Source organism: Nonomuraea sp. NPDC048901 (genome assembly GCF_040649695.1).
In the GTDB taxonomy this organism is placed as follows: domain Bacteria; phylum Actinomycetota; class Actinomycetes; order Streptosporangiales; family Streptosporangiaceae; genus Nonomuraea.
Genome location: NZ_JBEZFW010000025.1, coordinates 122,103 through 137,362 on the forward strand (window position 1 = coordinate 122,103; position 15,260 = coordinate 137,362).

At 67.8% G+C, this 15,260-nt stretch carries 17 protein-coding genes; 14 read left to right on the plus strand and 3 right to left on the minus strand.

Going from position 1 to position 15,260, the window contains the following annotated elements; all coding sequences use genetic code 11:
• Positions 1 to 141: 141 nt before the first annotated feature.
• The 5 genes from AB0C30_RS51385 to AB0C30_RS51405 all read left to right on the plus strand — a co-directional run bounded on the left by AB0C30_RS51385 (position 142) and on the right by AB0C30_RS51405 (position 5,668).
• Positions 142 to 1,434: an extracellular solute-binding protein gene (locus tag AB0C30_RS51385; RefSeq protein WP_357958224.1), complete on the plus strand. Its 1,293-nt coding sequence runs from the start codon at positions 142 to 144 to the stop codon at positions 1,432 to 1,434.
• A complete protein-coding gene (locus AB0C30_RS51390; protein ID WP_357958226.1) occupies positions 1,431 to 2,312 on the plus strand; it encodes a sugar ABC transporter permease in 882 nt (293 codons plus the stop codon). The genes AB0C30_RS51385 and AB0C30_RS51390 overlap by 4 nt, the downstream gene beginning before the upstream one ends.
• The gene (locus tag AB0C30_RS51395; RefSeq protein ID WP_357958228.1) at positions 2,312 to 3,154 is read left to right on the plus strand and encodes a carbohydrate ABC transporter permease; all 843 of its coding nucleotides are present in this window, start codon (positions 2,312 to 2,314) and stop codon (positions 3,152 to 3,154) included. The genes AB0C30_RS51390 and AB0C30_RS51395 overlap by 1 nt, the downstream gene beginning before the upstream one ends.
• A gap of 16 nt (positions 3,155 to 3,170) precedes the next feature.
• Positions 3,171 to 5,120: a beta-galactosidase gene (locus AB0C30_RS51400; RefSeq protein ID WP_357958230.1), complete on the plus strand. Its 1,950-nt coding sequence runs from the start codon at positions 3,171 to 3,173 to the stop codon at positions 5,118 to 5,120.
• A gap of 173 nt (positions 5,121 to 5,293) precedes the next feature.
• Entirely contained in the window at positions 5,294 to 5,668 is a 375-nt protein-coding gene (locus AB0C30_RS51405; protein WP_357958232.1) for a hypothetical protein, read from the plus strand.
• Here AB0C30_RS51405 and AB0C30_RS51410 read toward each other — a convergent pair whose 3' ends face one another.
• Complete coding sequence (locus AB0C30_RS51410; protein WP_357958234.1) at positions 5,669 to 6,613, minus strand: ATP-dependent DNA ligase; 945 nt, start codon at positions 6,611 to 6,613, stop codon at positions 5,669 to 5,671. It lies immediately after the preceding gene.
• A gap of 164 nt (positions 6,614 to 6,777) precedes the next feature.
• On the opposite strand from AB0C30_RS51410, the gene AB0C30_RS51415 reads away from it, so the two are divergent.
• The 4 genes from AB0C30_RS51415 to AB0C30_RS51430 all read left to right on the plus strand — a co-directional run bounded on the left by AB0C30_RS51415 (position 6,778) and on the right by AB0C30_RS51430 (position 10,331).
• Complete coding sequence (locus AB0C30_RS51415) at positions 6,778 to 8,055, plus strand: extracellular solute-binding protein (protein ID WP_357958236.1); 1,278 nt, start codon at positions 6,778 to 6,780, stop codon at positions 8,053 to 8,055.
• Positions 8,022 to 8,933: a sugar ABC transporter permease gene (locus tag AB0C30_RS51420; RefSeq protein ID WP_357958305.1), complete on the plus strand. Its 912-nt coding sequence runs from the start codon at positions 8,022 to 8,024 to the stop codon at positions 8,931 to 8,933. Before AB0C30_RS51415 ends, AB0C30_RS51420 begins: the two co-directional genes overlap by 34 nt.
• Complete coding sequence (locus AB0C30_RS51425) at positions 8,923 to 9,753, plus strand: carbohydrate ABC transporter permease (protein WP_357958237.1); 831 nt, start codon at positions 8,923 to 8,925, stop codon at positions 9,751 to 9,753. Before AB0C30_RS51420 ends, AB0C30_RS51425 begins: the two co-directional genes overlap by 11 nt.
• Positions 9,754 to 9,821: 68 nt before the next feature.
• The gene (locus AB0C30_RS51430) at positions 9,822 to 10,331 is read left to right on the plus strand and encodes a GNAT family protein (RefSeq protein ID WP_357958239.1); all 510 of its coding nucleotides are present in this window, start codon (positions 9,822 to 9,824) and stop codon (positions 10,329 to 10,331) included.
• Here AB0C30_RS51430 and AB0C30_RS51435 read toward each other — a convergent pair.
• Both AB0C30_RS51435 and AB0C30_RS51440 read right to left on the minus strand, forming a co-directional pair.
• Positions 10,328 to 10,915 carry a methyltransferase domain-containing protein gene (locus AB0C30_RS51435; RefSeq protein ID WP_357958241.1) on the minus strand — a complete coding sequence of 196 codons (588 nt, stop codon included), beginning with the start codon at positions 10,913 to 10,915 and terminating at the stop codon, positions 10,328 to 10,330. The genes AB0C30_RS51430 and AB0C30_RS51435 overlap by 4 nt on opposite strands.
• Before the next feature lie 182 nt (positions 10,916 to 11,097).
• Positions 11,098 to 11,640, minus strand: a complete 543-nt coding sequence (locus AB0C30_RS51440; RefSeq protein ID WP_357958243.1) for a GNAT family N-acetyltransferase — start codon at positions 11,638 to 11,640, stop codon at positions 11,098 to 11,100.
• Positions 11,641 to 11,882: 242 nt separating this feature from the next.
• Here AB0C30_RS51440 and AB0C30_RS51445 point away from each other — a divergent pair, with 242 nt between their 5' ends.
• The 5 genes from AB0C30_RS51445 to AB0C30_RS51465 all read left to right on the plus strand — a co-directional run bounded on the left by AB0C30_RS51445 (position 11,883) and on the right by AB0C30_RS51465 (position 15,196).
• Positions 11,883 to 12,392: a hypothetical protein gene (locus AB0C30_RS51445; protein ID WP_357958245.1), complete on the plus strand. Its 510-nt coding sequence runs from the start codon at positions 11,883 to 11,885 to the stop codon at positions 12,390 to 12,392.
• A gap of 34 nt (positions 12,393 to 12,426) precedes the next feature.
• Entirely contained in the window at positions 12,427 to 12,711 is a 285-nt protein-coding gene (locus tag AB0C30_RS51450) for a hypothetical protein (RefSeq protein ID WP_357958247.1), read from the plus strand.
• 89 nt (positions 12,712 to 12,800) lie between these two features.
• Positions 12,801 to 13,202, plus strand: a complete 402-nt coding sequence (locus tag AB0C30_RS51455) for a hypothetical protein (protein WP_357958249.1) — start codon at positions 12,801 to 12,803, stop codon at positions 13,200 to 13,202.
• 325 nt (positions 13,203 to 13,527) lie between these two features.
• Positions 13,528 to 14,799 carry an MFS transporter gene (locus tag AB0C30_RS51460; protein ID WP_357958251.1) on the plus strand — a complete coding sequence of 424 codons (1,272 nt, stop codon included), beginning with the start codon at positions 13,528 to 13,530 and terminating at the stop codon, positions 14,797 to 14,799.
• Positions 14,792 to 15,196: a dienelactone hydrolase family protein gene (locus AB0C30_RS51465; protein WP_357958253.1), complete on the plus strand. Its 405-nt coding sequence runs from the start codon at positions 14,792 to 14,794 to the stop codon at positions 15,194 to 15,196. The genes AB0C30_RS51460 and AB0C30_RS51465 overlap by 8 nt, the downstream gene beginning before the upstream one ends.
• Positions 15,197 to 15,260 lie beyond the last annotated feature (64 nt).

The window sequence follows — 15,260 nt, forward strand, 5'->3', positions numbered from 1 at the left end:
CACTGTGAACGTGCACACACCTTTTGGGCCGTTTAACGACACCGTAACGAGGGGTTGACAGCGCAGATGGCCGGACACACGCTGTGAACGTTCACAGACCCTCCAGGACGCTGACTCCCCCAGGTCGAGGTACCCATGCACATGAACAGGCTTGCCGCTGTCGCCGCGGCCGTCACCCTCGTGGCCGGCTGCTCCAGCGGTGGCGCTCAGCAGAGTGCCGCCCCGTCGAGCTCCACCACGCAGAAGGTCGCCCTGACCTACTGGAACTGGGTGCCCGGCATGGACAAGGTCGTCGCGGTCTGGAACACGGCGCATCCCGACATCCAGGTCACCTCCAGCACCCAGGCGGGCGGGGACGACTCGGCCACCAAGTTCCTCACCGCCGCCAAGGCCGGGAACCCGCCGGATCTCGTCCAGGCGGAGTACCAGGCGCTGCCGTCGTTCGTGGCGGCCGAGGCGGTGGCGGACATCAAGACGGCGGCGGATCCGGTGAAGGCGCAGTTCAGCGAGGGCATCTGGGGGCTGGTCACGCTCGGCACCGACGCGGTCTACGGCATCCCGCAGGACAGCGGCCCGATGCTGCTCTACTACCGCGAAGACCTGTTCAAGAAGTACGGCATAGCCGTACCGAAGACCTGGCAGGAGTACGCCGACGCGGCCAGGACCGTGCACGCGAAGGACCCGAAGGTGTACCTCGGCACGTTCTCCAGCAAGGACCCGGGCTCCTTCGCGGGCCTGGCCCAGCAGGCGGGCGGGCAGTGGTGGTCGATCAGCGGCGAGGCGTGGAAGGTCGCCATCAACGACGAGCCCAGCAAGAAGCTCGCCGACTACTGGGGCGGCCTGGTCAAAGAGGGCGTCATCGACAACATGCCCTACTTCACCCCCGAGTGGAACAAGGCCCTGAACGACGGCAAGCTCCTGACCTGGCCGTCGGCCATCTGGGCCCCCGGTCCCCTGGCGACCAACGCGCCCAAGTCCAAGGGCAAATGGGCGATCGCGCAGCTGCCGCAGTGGAACGCGGGCGAGAACTTCAGCGGCTTCTGGGGCGGCTCGGCCGTCTCCGTGTCGGCGGGTTCCAAGAACAAGGAGGCCGCGGCGAAGTTCGCCACCTGGCTCAACAGCGACCCTGAAGCGCTCGCCCTGCTGGTGAAGGAGGGCTCCGTCTATCCCGCCGCGACCAAGGGCGCCGACCTGCTCTCCGAGCCGCCCGCGTACTTCTCGAACATCCCCGACTTCTGGAAGCAGGCGGCCGGTTTCGGCGCGGGAGCGCGCGGCTTCACCTTCGGCCCGAACGTCAATGTGGCCTACAACGCCTTCAAGGACGCCTTCGACAAGGCCGCGCTGAACAAGACCTCCTTCAGCGGCGCCCTCCAGAGCGTCCAGGACGCCACGGTCGCGGACATGACCAAGTCCGGCTTCAAGCTCGCCCAATGACCCCAAGGAAAAGCTGGGCGCCGTACCTGTTCCTGACCCCGGCCGTCACTCTGTTCGCCCTGTTCCTGGCCCTGCCGATCGGCTACACCGTCTACCTCAGTCTGCGCCGGACCAAGGTGTCGGGGCTCGGGCTCGGTAAGGGGTCGAAGCGGGAGATCTTCGTGGGGCTCGACAACTACGCCGCCGCCATCGGCGACGGCGAGCTGTGGACCGGCTGGCTGCGGGTGCTCGGCTACGGCGTGCTGGTCCTGGTCGTGATGCTGGGGCTGGCGCTGGTGTTCGCGCTGATGCTGGACGCGGCGAGGGTACGGCTGGCGCGCTTCTCCCGGATCGCGATCTTCCTGCCGTTCGCGGTGCCGGGCGTGGCCGCCAGCCTGATGTGGGGCTTCCTCTACCTGCCGAGCGTCAGCCCGATCAGCGAGCTGTTCGGGGTCGCGCCGCTGAGTCAGAGCACGATCGTGTACTCGATGGCCAACGTGGCGGTCTGGGGCGGCACCGGCTTCAACATGCTGGTGCTCTACACGAACCTGCGAGCCGTGCCGCAGGACCTGTACCAGGCGGCGCGCATCGACGGCGCGTCGGAGCCGCAGATCGCGCTGCGGATCAAGATCCCGATCCTGGCTCCGGCGATCATCCTGGTCACCGTCTTCTCGGTCATCGCCACGATCCAGGTGTTCACCGAGCCCACCACGCTCCGGCCGCTCACGAACACGATCAGCTCGACCTGGAGCCCTTTGATGAAGATCTACCGGGACGCCTTCGTGACCGGTGACCTGTATTCGGCGGCGGCCACGGCCGTGGTGATCGCCGGGATCTCGCTGGTGCTGTCGTTCGGGTTCCTGCGCGTGGTGAAGAACCGCGCGTTCGGGGAGACGTGATGGCCCGCTCCGCTTCAACGTACGGGCTGGTCCCGACCGGGGTTCTGCTGGTCGGCGCGGTGTACTGCCTGTTCCCGGTGAGCTGGGTGGTGATCGCCGCCACGAAGACGTCCGGCGAGCTGTTCTCGACCTCGACGTTCTCCCCCGGCACCGGGTTCTTCCAGAACCTGGCCGATCTCGCCGCCTATCGGGAGGGGGTGTACTGGCTGTGGATGCTCAACACCCTGCTGTACGCGGGGGGCGGGGCGCTGCTGTCGACCGCCGTGTCCGCGGTGTCGGGCTACACGCTGGCCAAGTACCGCTTCGCCGGCCGAAACCTGATCTTCAACATCCTGATCGGCGGCATCCTGGTGCCCGCGGTGGTGCTGGCGATCCCGCAATATCTGCTGTTCGCCAAGGTCGGGCTGGCGGACACGTACTGGTCGGTCCTGCTGCCGCAGATCCTGCATCCGTACAGCATCTATCTGGCCCGCGTGTACGCCGGCGCGGCCATCCCCGACTCGCTGCTCGAGGCCGGGCGCATCGACGGGGCCTCGCACTGGACGCTGCTGACCCGGGTGGCGTTGCCGCTGATGGGGCCGGGGATGGTGACCATCTTCCTGTTTCAGTTCGTGGCGATCTGGAATAACTTCTTGCTGCCGTTCATCATGCTCGGCGACGACGGCAAGTTCCCGCTGACGGTCGGGCTCTACACGATGCTGGCCGCCGGGGCCAACCATCCGAGTCTGTACAACCTCATCCTCATCGGGACGTTTCTGGCACTCATTCCGCTGATCGCGCTCTTTCTCACGATGCAGCGGTTCTGGCGCACCGACCTCAGCAGCGGCGCCGTCAAGGCATGAAAAATGGGGGACTTACATGATCGAGGGCATCGCGTTCGGCGGGGACTACAACCCGGAGCAGTGGCCGCTGGAGGTGCAGGAGGAGGACGTACGGCTGATGCGGCAAGCCGGGGTGAACCTGGTCAGCCTGGGCATCTTCGCGTGGGTGCTGATGGAGCCCGCCGAGGGCGAGTACGAGTTCGGCTGGCTCGACACCATCATCGACCGCCTGCACAGCGCGGACATCTCGGTGAACCTGGGCACCCCGACCACGGTGCCGCCCGCCTGGTTTTCCAGAAAGTACCCCGACGCCTCCCCCACGACCCGCGAGGGCATCCGCGTGGGCGCGGGCGCTCGCCAGACCGCCTGCTCCAGCCACCCGGCGTTCCGCGCGGCCAGCGCGCGCCTGGCCGAGCGCTTGGTGGCCCGCTACGGCGAGCATCCGGCCGTGGTGATGTGGCATGTGCACAACGAGTACGGGGCGCCGCTCGGCGAGTGCTACTGCGAGTCGAGCGTGGCCGCCTGGCGTGAATGGCTCCGGCACCGGTACGAGAGCCTGGACGCGCTCAACGCCGCCTGGGGCACCGCCTTCTGGGGCCAGCACTACGGCGAATGGGACGAGATCGACGCGCCCCGGTGGAGTCATACCGTGGTCAACCCGGCGCAGCGCCTCGACTACGCCCGATTCGCCAACGAGGAGCACCTGTCCCACTACCGGCTGCAGCGCGACATCCTGCGCCGCAGCGGCAAACCGGTCACCACGAACTTCGCGGGCACGGTCAACTGCAAGTCGATGGACCTGTGGCGGTGGGCCCCCGAGCTGGACGTCATCGCCAACGACCACTACCTGAACGGCGAGCAGCCCGACAACCACATCCACCTCGCCATGTCGGCCGACCTGAGCCGCTCCCTGGCCGGCGGCGGGCCGTGGCTGCTCATGGAGCACTCGACGAGCGCGATCAGCTGGCAGCCGCGCGGCATCGCCAAGCGGCCCGGCGAGATGCGCCGCAACAGCCTCGCCCACGTGGCCAGGGGCTCGGACTCGGTGCTGTTCTTCCAATGGCGTGCCTCGCGGTACGGCGCCGAGAAGTGGCACTCGGCGATGATCCCGCACGCGGGGACCGACTCGCAGATCTGGCGCGACGTCGTCTCGCTAGGCGCCGACGTGCGCCGCCTGGCCCCGGTCAAGGGCGAGCGGGTCACCAGCGAGGTGGCGATGGTCTGGGACTGGGAGTCGTACTGGGCGCTGGAGCTGGAGTGGCGGCCCTCGGGCGACCTGCGCTTCCGCGAACGGGTGGACGCCTTCTACGAGGCGCTCTGGCGGGAGCACGTCACGGTGGACTTCGTCCACCCTTCCGCCGATATTTCGGGATACAGGCTGGTTGTTGTGCCGAGCTCGTACCTGCTCGCCGAAAGCTCGGCCAAGAACCTGCAGCGCTACGTCGAGGCGGGCGGCCACCTGCTCGTGTCGTACTTCTCCGGCATCGTCGACGAGAACGACACCGTCCACGCGGGCGCCTACCCCGGCGCGCTGCGCGAGGTGCTCGGGCTGTCGGTCGAGGAGTTCCACCCGCTGCGCGAGCTGGAGACCGTGACGCTCACCGGCGGGGCCACCGGCCGGATCTGGTCCGAGCGGGTCCGCCTCGAACGCGCGGTGGCCGTGCGGCACTTCACCGACGGCCCCGACGCCGGGCATCCCGCCATGACCGCCAACGCGTTCGGCGGCGGCACGGCGAGCTACCTGGCCGCCGCACTCGGCGGCGACGACCTGCGCGCCCTGCTGGGCGAGGTGCTCGACCGCGCGGGCGTCTCCCGGCCGCGCGACGTGCCCGACACCCTGGAGCTGGTACGGCGCGGCGCCTGCGTCTTCCTCATCAACCACGGAGACATGCCCGTCACAGTGCCCGGCCTGACCGGCACGGACCTGCTGACCGGCGGCCCGTTCACGGGCGCGGTCCCCGCGGGCGGGGTGGCGGTCGTGCGCTGAGGGCGCTGAGGGCGCTGAAGGCGCTGAGGGTTAGAGGCCCCCTCGGGCCCTCGGCGCCGCGCCACGTCGCGCGGCGGGTCCTTCGGTGGCGATCGGGCGCTGAGGACCGGCCGCCGGGCGCCAGGTTGATCAAAGTCGGCCACGCCGAGGTTGATCAGCATTAGAGTCCTGGCGTGATCGCCCCCTCCCCGTCCTTCAGCCGGACGACTTCGCCGAGCGGCACGACCGTCGCGTTGGTCTCCGTCCTCGCCGTCGTCATCTGGCTGGCGGGCTTCGTCGCCTGGATGGCCGTGTCGCTCCTCGGGGACAAGGCGTGCGAACTCGGCGCGCTGACCTATGACCAGACCGCGGAATGCGACGCGGCCAGCACGTGGGGCACGATCACCCTCTCGACCTGGCTGCTCGCGCCGATCGGCTGCGCGGTGCTGCTCGCCCTGCTCACGGCCCTCCCCGAGCGGCACACGGGCGCTCGTCAGGCGGCCCTGTACGCCGTGCCGCTCGTGCCGCTGCTGGTGATCGCGGAAGCGGCGTTCGCGTACACCCTGTGATCATCCCTCTCTCCTGGCCTTCGCCCGGCGCTTGCCCTCGTGCATCGCCTGGACGCGGGCGATCGGGATCGTGTGCCCCTCCTCGACCAGGTCCGCGGGCAGCCGCTGCGGCTCCGGCATGAGCTCCGCCCAGGGATCGCCGTCGGCGAGCAGCCGCGCGGCGGTGTGGACGGTGAAGTCGGCCGGCACGACCCGGTCGAGGTCTTCCCACGCCACCGGGAAGGAGACCGGCGTACCCGGACGAATGCGCGGGCTGTAGGCGGCCGCCACCGTCGCCCCACCCGCCCGGGTCGAGTCGAGGAACACCTTGCCCTCGCGGTCCTCACGGATGAACGCCGTGGTGGCGAGCGCCGGGTCGACGCGTTCGGCGCGCGCGGCCAGGGCTCGGGTGGCCGCGGCCAGGTCGTCCATCGCGGTCCCCGCCACCACGGGCACGAACACGTGCAGCCCCTTCGCCCCGCTCGTCTTCACCGCCCCGGCCAGCCCCGTGTCGTCGAGGGTTTGGCGTACCAACCTGGCGGCCTGGACGACCTGCGGGAACGCGTCCCCTTCCGGCGGGTCGAGGTCGAGCACGAGGTGGGTGGGATGCTCGCCACGGAACAGCGCCGGGTGGTATTCGACCGCCCGCTGGTTGGCGAACCAGAGCAGGGTCCTGCGGTCGTCGCACAGGGCGTAGGACACCTGCCGGTGCGACGCCTCGGCCCAGACGGAGATCGTACGGATCCAGTCGGGGGCGTACTTGGGCACGTTCTTCTGCATGAACGGCGCCTGGCCGGGCCGTACGCGGATCACCGACAGCGCGCGGTCCCGCAGGACCGGGATGATGCGGTCGCGTACCGCGTCCAGGTAGTCGACCAGATCCCGTTTCGTCGCGTTCGATCCGTCGAACAGCGGCTGGTCGAGATTGGTCAGCGACACTCCGTCCCGCGTCTCATCGCTGGTCACCCGGTTCACGATGCCGAGATACGGACGTGAGGTCAACTTTCCGCCCAACACGGGTGGGGCTGATTTGCGGGGGAAACAACCCACTGCAAATGATTGACGTCCCGTAGCCCTTTCATTACCGTCCTAAGTTAAATATTGCCTGGGCGTAACGAACGGACGTGGCCATGAGCGATCTGAGCAGACGTGGATTCCTGCAGGTCGGTGTGGCTGCCGGGGCGTTAGCCCTGGCAGGCTGCGCGGGTGGCGGCGGCGGATCGGGCGGGGCGGCCAGCATGCAGTTCGCCTGGTGGGGCAGCACCGCCAGGCACAACGCCACCCAGCAGGCCCTCGCGGCGTTCCGTAAGAAGCGGCCCGGTGTCCAGGTCAGGACGCAGTTCTCCGGCTGGGACGGCTACTGGGAGAAGCTGGCCACGCAGACCGCCGGCGGCAACGCCCCCGACGTGATCCAGATGGACTACTCCTACATCGGGGAGTACGCCCGGCGTGGCAGCCTGCTCGACCTGGGCCCGTACCTCGGTAAGGGCCTGGACCTGTCCGGCTTCGCGAAGGACGTCGTCGACGCAGGGAAGATCGACGGCAAGCAGTACGGCGTCAACTTCGGCATCAACTCCATGGCCCTCATCTGGAACCGCACGCTGGCCAAGGAGATCGGCGTCGAGGTGCCCGATACCTTCACCTGGCCGGAGTTCGGCGAACTGGCCAAGAAGATCGCCGAGAAGGCGCCCAAGGGCGTCTACGCCAGCGAGGACGGCGCCCAGGACGGCGGTGCGTTCGAGAACTGGCTGCTGGAGCGGGGCAAGATGTTCTTCACCGCCGACGGCAAGCTCGCCTACGACGAGAAGGACCTCACCGAGTGGTTCACGTTCTGGGACGGGCTACGCAAGGCGGGCGCGGCGGCCCCGCCCGACGTGCAGGCCACGGCCGCGGGCGATGTGCAGAACAGCCTGGTCGCCACCCGTAAGGCGGTGATGGACTGGGCCTGGTCCAATCAGCTCACCGCCTACATGAGCGTCACCAAGGACGACATAGCGGTCCACGCCTTCCCCACCGGGGACAAGCCTGGCCAGTACTACAAGCCGTCCATGCTGCTGACGGTCAGCGCGGCCACCAAACGGCCGCAGGACGCCATCGCTCTGGTCAACGCGCTGGTCAGTGACGTGGACGTGGCCACGCCGCTCGGCTCGGAACGCGGCGTACCGCCTTCGTCGGCGATCCGCGCCGCGCTGGAGCCGAAGGCGTCGCCGTCGGAGAAGCTCGTCTACGCCTACATCGAGTCGCTCTCCGACAAGGTCGGCCCCTTGCCGCCTCCGCAGCCGCTCGGCGCGGGCGAACTGCACAACAAGGTGCTCATGAACGTCAACCAGCAGGTGGGCTTCGGGAAGCTGTCCATTGCCGAGGGGGTGTCCCGATTCTTCGACGAAGCGCGCCGCGTACTGAAATAACGGTCAAGAGGAGAGAAGGGCGGTCGGCGTACCTCTTCCTGTTGCCGTGGTTCGCGGGGCTGCTCCTGCTGACCGGCGGGCCGATCCTGGCCTCGCTGTTCCTCTCGTTCACCGACTTCGACCTGCTCACGTCGCCCTCCTGGGTGGGCCTGGACAACTACGCGCGGATCATGGACGATCCGCACTTCGGCAACGCGGTGCGGATCACAATGATCTACGTGGTCGCCTCGGTGCCGCTTTCAGGCGGGTTCGCCCTGCTCGTGGCGGTGCTGCTGAACCGGCCCATGCGCGGCGTGGGCGTGTATCGCGCGGCCTACTACCTGCCGTCGCTGCTGGGCGGCAGCGTGGCGGTCGCCATCCTGTGGCGGCAGATCTTCGGGCCGGACGGGCTGGTCAACGACGTGCTGTCGGCCTTCGGGATCGTCGGGCCGAGCTGGATCTCCACGCCTGAGTACGCCATCTACACCCTGGTGGCGCTGCACATCTGGCAGTTCGGCTCGCCCATGCTGATCTTCCTGGCCGGCCTCAAGCAGATCCCGGCCGAGTTGTACGACGCCGCGGCGGTCGACGGGGCCGGCAAGGTGCGCGCCTTCTTCCGGATCACGCTGCCCATGCTCAGCCCGATCATCTTCTTCAACCTGGTGCTGCAGACGGTCAACGCGTTCAAGGCGTTCACCCCGGCGTTCATCCTCAGCGGCGGGACGGGCGGCCCCGCGGACTCCACGCTCTTCTACACGCTCTACATCTACCAGGAGGGGTTCGGGAACTTCCGTATGGGCTACGCCTCGGCCCTGGCCTGGCTCCTGCTCCTCGTGACCGCGGTCTTCACCGCGGTGGCCTTCCGTTCGTCGAGGTACTGGGTGCACTATGCCGACTAGGTCACGCTGGGCCGTTCACGTGCTGATCGTCGTGGGCGCGCTGGCCATGCTCTACCCGTTGTTCTGGATGATCAGCTCGTCGTTCAAGCCCAACGACGAGATCTTCGCCGATCCCGGCCTGGTGCCCCAAACCGTCGTCACGGACAACTACACCGATGGCTGGAACGCGCTCGGCGTGCCCTTCACCGGCTTCTTCGCCAATTCGTTCATCGTGGCGACGGCGGCCGTCATCGGTAACGTCATGTCGTGCTCGATGGCGGCCTACGCGTTCGCCAGGCTGTCGTTCCGGTTCAAGGGCGTCTGGTTCGGCGTCATGCTCGGGTCGATCATGCTGCCGATCCACGTGCTGATCGTGCCGCAGTACACCCTGTTCAAGGCGCTGGGGTGGGTCGACACGTTCCTGCCGCTGATCGTGCCGAAGTTCCTGGCCGTGGACGGGTTCTTCGTCTTCCTGATGGTGCAGTTCATCCGGTCGCTGCCCAGGGAGCTCGACGACGCGGCCAGGATCGACGGCTGCGGGCCGATCCAGGTGTACTGGCGGATCATCCTGCCCCTGTCGAGTCCCGCGCTGATCACCACCGCGATCTTCACCTTCATCTGGACCTGGGACGACTTCTTCAGCCAGCTCGTCTACCTGAGCGACGTGTCGACGTACACGGTGCCGCTGGCGCTGCGGGCCTTCCTCGACTCCAGCAGCGGCTCCACCTGGGGGCCCATGCTGGCCATGGCCGTGCTGTCGCTCGTGCCGATCCTGGGCTTCTTCCTCATCTTCCAACGGCGCATCACCGAGGGCATCTCCACGACCGGCCTCAAGGGCTGACGGGTTTTGTTCAGCTCGGGTGGCATGATGCGGGAATGGTGGTAGTTCCCGAACTTCCGGCAGGCGACATGCTCTTGCTTCGCCCATGGCGGCTGGACGACGTCGCGGCGGTGCAGGAGGCTTCCGAGGACGCCTACATCCCCCTGGTCACCGGCGTGCCACCGAATTACTCGGCCGCCGAGGGCATCGCCTTCATCCACCGCCAGTGGAGTAAGGCCGCCGACGGGATCGGCTACTCCTTCGCGATAGCGAATGCCGGCGACAACCGAGCCGTAGGTCAGATCGGATTGTGGCCGGGTCTTCACGGGCGGGCTTCGGTGGGTTACTGGGTGGCGAAGTCGGCCCGCGGCCAAGGCGTCGCGGGCACCGCCCTGCGGGCCATCTCGTCGTGGGGCTTGGAGCGGCTGCGGATTCCACGGCTGCAGTTGCACGTGGAGCCGTGGAATACGCCGTCCTGGAAGGCCGCCGAGGGAGCGGGGTTCCTGCGGGAGGGGCTCTTGCGCAGCTGGCAGGAGGTGGGCGGTGAACGTCGCGACATGTACCTGTACTCGAAGCTCATCGACGAGCACCTTCGCTAGGGGAGCTCGGCTTCGATGAGAAAGCGATGATCGCGAGCGGTGAAAGCGCCCTGGGAACAGATGCGCTCATGGAGCGCGCGTAGCCGCTGGTCATAACGGTTGAGGTCGAAGTCTTGGACCTGCCATGGGACCGCGCGCAACTGGAAGACGACAGCGCCGATGTCGTGAAAGACGTAGTCGACCATCTCCTCACGCGCGTCCAGCACGCGCAGCCCGGCGCGGCGGAGCCGATCGACCGCGACTTCCAAAGTCCAGCTCGCCGGATCGATCGGCGGCGGTGCGCCCAGGGCGTCATTCAGCTCCAACCCATTACGGCTGCCTACTTGCTGGGTGAGCAGCCGTCCATTTGGGGCGAGAACGCGCGCGATCTCGGCGGCATTCAGCGCGCCGTGCCTGTTGAGCACGAGGTCGAAGGTGGCCTCGCGGACGGGAATCCGATCGGCGGCAGCGCCCAATACGGCCACCCGCAACGGTCTCAGCCGCTCGCCGGCGATGGGGACGTTGGGCGGCCAGCCCTCCATGGCGACCGTGTGCCGAGGAAGCGGAGACAGCGAAGCGAGCAGCTCACCTCCGCCGGTGTCCATGTCGAGCAGTCGCCGCGCCGTTGGAAGGAGCGACGAGGCTCGCTCGGCGTACACCCACGACGGTTGTCCACCGCTCGTCCGCCCGCGCAGCCAGCCGAAGTCCCACCCGCCGAGGGATGCCTCCGTGGCCTGCTCGACGAGCCGTTCATAGCTCGGTGGGCTGTTCGGACCCGACGGAATCCTCAACGCACAGGCTGGGTCGGATGCGGCTCGCTGGGGACCATGCCGGCCATGGCGTTGGTGATGACCCACCGTTCGTGATCCCGCCAGGCGCCGTCGATGAAGAGCAGCTCCGGCGAGCAACCCTCGCTGCGGAACCCGTGGCGTTGGACCAGCTTCAGGGACGCGTGGTTGTCGGGTTGGATCTGGGCTTCCAGCCGGTGCAGGCGCAGCTCCTCGAACGCGTAACGCATCACCAGGCGGAGCCCTTCGGACATGTACCCCTGACCGGCGGTGGGGGCGAAGGCCGCGTAGCCGAGGGAGGCGGTCTGGGCGCGCCCGCGGATGATGCTGTTGATGTTGATGTTGCCCGCCATGGCACCGGTGTCGCGCAAGCAGACCACCAGGCCTTCGGCCAGCAGCGGGTCGGCGAATTTCCCGAGAAAGGTGTGGAAATCCTGCGGCGTGGCGGGCAGGGACATGTACGGGCCGTACAGGTCGGCGCTGGCCCTGACCAGCTCGGTGAACTCGTCCTGATCATCGACGGTCATCCGGCGCAAGGTCACGCGACCGGAATCTCCCCCAAAACCGGTCAGGATGCTCTGATCGCTGCTTTCGACGCCATCGTTCTGAATCACAGCCCACAGGCTAGCTGATCGACTTCGGCCGGTTTGAGTCCTCTCCCGCGGCCGACCGCAGGAAAATGAGTGGCCTCCAGCTCCCCATCGGCGCTTCACTTTGAGCTGCCTTCCAGAGGGAGTTCCATGATCGTTATCTCGGCCGCGTCTGGTGCGCCGCCGCCGTCAAGGTGGGCGTCGGCGCCATCGCCTACACCAGCTTTCTGGAGGCCGACACTGTCGCCACCGGAATGGCGGAGGCCCATCACACCACGGAGCAGGCCATACTCCGCAGCGGGCTGCCGTACACGATCCTGCGTCACCCCTTCTACAGCGATGCGTTCATCCCGCGGATCTCCGGCGGAGAGCTGACCGGCAGCACCGGGGGCCGAGGACTGAACACCGCCTTTCGGTCCGATCTGGCCGAGGCAGCGGCCAACGTACTGACTGGCGAGGGACATCTGGGCCAGGCCTACGATTTCACCGGCCCTCTGTGGAGTCACCCGGAGGTGGCCGAGGCACTGGGCGTGAGTTATCGCGAAGTGCCGGACACCGCTCCTGGACCCATGAGCTGGCTCAACGCGCAGGTGAGAGCCGGCGCGCTGGAGAGGCAGACCCCCGACTTGGAACAGGTGCTCGGCAGGCCCGCCGAGAGAATGGCCTCCCGCGTGCTGGCACAGCGTACGGTGGGCCTTCTCTAGGATCCGGTATGCATACGGTTTCGAAGCGGGAGCTATGGCGGCAGAGTTCGAGCTCGGCGATTACATCCTGGTGCAGGACGGCAGGACCCTGGAAATCTTTCACCGGGGCCTGTCCGAGAGCATGCGCTACCACGTGGCGTTTGTCGGAGTCGACGCCCGGCCGCACGGCGACGGCTTCAAGGTCCATCTCGGCAGCAGGCAGGGCGACGACCAGGTTTACGGCGGGGTGAAACTGAAGATGAGCCAGGAGGAGTTCGCGCGTTTCCGCGAGTTCATCGCCTTGGCCATCGCGGCCCGCGACCGTAGGAGCACTTTGTGACCGATCTCCCCTCAGGGAGCGGTCAGTGCGAGGAACGGGACGGTCACCCTGATGGGAAGTTCGAGCTCGAGCTCCGCCTGATGCACCCGATGAAGTCTGTACTCGGAGGCCACGGCATCGAGATGGAACTCCTTCACTTCGACGATGACGATGTGTGGGCCGTCGGCCCCAACTGGGCCGACGGCGCCCTCCCGGTCGTCCTCCACTGGAACGGCACCGCCTGGAACCAGGTGAAATTAACCGTGAACGACCACACAGCGCTGGTGGCCGTGCGTACCGACCCTGTCGGCGGTGTCTGGATCGCCGCGAATCCCGCCCAGGCGGCGCCCTATGTGCTCAATTTGCGCGACGGCAAGTGGACACGGTCTACTCTTCCGCCGAGCAAGCAGCCCGTCAGCATCGTTGACATCGCGCCAGCGGCCGGCACCACCCGCCTATGGGTCCACGCCAAGCAGGGCAAAGGAACCTCCGCGATCTACGAACTCCAATGACACCCGGCCGAGCGCCAGGTCATCAAATTGCCTTGTCCGCCGCATGGGCCGACGGCTAGTCTCGAGCAGCCAATGATCCTTCGAGGAGCTGAGATGCCCGGTCAATCGAGCACGCGCTGACGTTCTAGGTCACTTCCCGACCTGTCACCGCGTGCTGCACGTGAATTGCGGCACAGCGCACCCACCTGCCCAGATCCTGCGGGACGGGCACCCTTCTCAGCGACTCAAGGACCCCTGTGCCGTACGTTTCCCCTGCCGTGCCCGCGTCCCCTGCCGTGCTCGCATCCCTTGCCGTGCTCGCGCGCTCGCCCATGCGAGGCCGCCGATGACGGGACCCGACCCGACTCCGCCCAGCGTGTGGCGAGACGGTGACTTCCGCCGGCTCTGGATCGGCCAGACCACTTCCCAGCTGGGAACTCAGGCCGCCCAGGTCATCCTGCCGCTCATCGCCGTCGTCGCGCTCAGCGCCGGCACCGAACAGGTCGGCCTCCTCCGCGCCGGCCAGCAGGCACCGATCCTGCTGCTCTCGCTCTTCGCCGGCGCCGGGGTGGATCGCCGACGCTCCACCGACGTGATGGTGCTGGCCGACGTCGGCCGTACCGTGGTGCTGGCCGTCGTCCCGGTCCTCTACCTCCTCGGCATGCTCGACATCCCGCTGCTCGTTTTGGTCGCCTTCCTCGTCGGCGCCCTCTCCGTGTACTTCGACGTGGCCTCCCAGACCTCCCTCGTACGACTGGTGAAACGCGACCAGCTCGCCCAGGGCACCAGCGTGCTCGAAGCCAGCAGATCCGCCGCGCAGATCGCCGGCCCCGCGATCGGCGGCGCGCTGGTGTCGCTCGTCACCGCGCCGATCGCCATCCTGGCGAGCGTCTTCTCCTTCACCCTGTCCGTCCTGTCGATCCGGCGGATCCGCCGTCCCGAGTCGATGCCCAGGCCGGCCGCAGGGCAGGCGCGCGTGTGGCGGCAGATCCACGAGGGTCTGCGCCTCGTCGTCAACGACGCCTCATTGCGGGCGGTAGGGATCGCCTCGGCCCTCTTCCAGTTCTCCTTCGCCGCCGTGATGACCATCTATCTGCTCTTCTTGCCGCGTACGCTGCACCTGTCGGGCGCCGCCGTCGGGCTCGTAGTGGCGGCGATGGGGCCGGGCGCGCTGGTGGGTTCCCTGCTGTCGGCCAGGTTGCCGAGGCGGTACGGGTACGGAGTCGTACTGGTGTCCGCCGCGGTGCTCGCCGATGGCGTGATGCTGTGCGTCCCCGCGCTGCGCGGCTCCTCCGCGGTCACGATCGGCGCGCTGATGGCGGTCAACTTCCTGTTCGGCGTCTTCAGCCAGGTGGTCGACGTCACCGTCGTGACAGTGCGCCAGGCCATCACCCCGATCCCGATCCAGGGGCGAGTCGTCGCGACACTCAACTTCGTCGGCATGGGCCTGACCCCGCTCGGGTCGCTTCTCGGCGGCTATCTGGCCGGCGCGCTGGGGCTGCGAACGAGCCTGCTGCTGACCGCTGTCGCTCTGGCCCTGTCTCCGGTGTTCATGGCCCTGTCCCCTCTCGCTCGTCTGGGGAGGCAGCTCCCTGATCCGGCGGACGGCCTTGGCTGAGCGTTTTCGTGCCGCCGGCCACGAAGTGGTCACCGCCGACCTGTACGAAGGCCAGGTCGCTACGACGATCGACCATGGGTTCACCCTGATGAATCGGGTCGGCTGGAAGGTCATCGTGGAGCGAGCCCGCGACGCGGTCCGGAAGATGCCCGCGAGCACGGTCCTCGCCGGCGTCTCGATGGGCGCCGGGGTGGTCGGGGAACTGCTGCCCGACCGACGTGACACGGCCGGTGTGCTGCTCCTGCACGGCATCACAGGGATTCCCGCGTCAGCGCGGGCCGATCTACCCGTGCAGCTGCACGTCGCCGATCCGGATGAGTTCGCGCTTCCCGCCGCTGTCGTCGCATGGGAGAAGGCCGCCATGGACGCGGGGGCCGTCGTGGAGGTCTTCACCTAACCGGGAGTCGGACACTTCTACACGGACACCAGCCGGCGGGATCATGACGAAGAAGCGGCCGAGC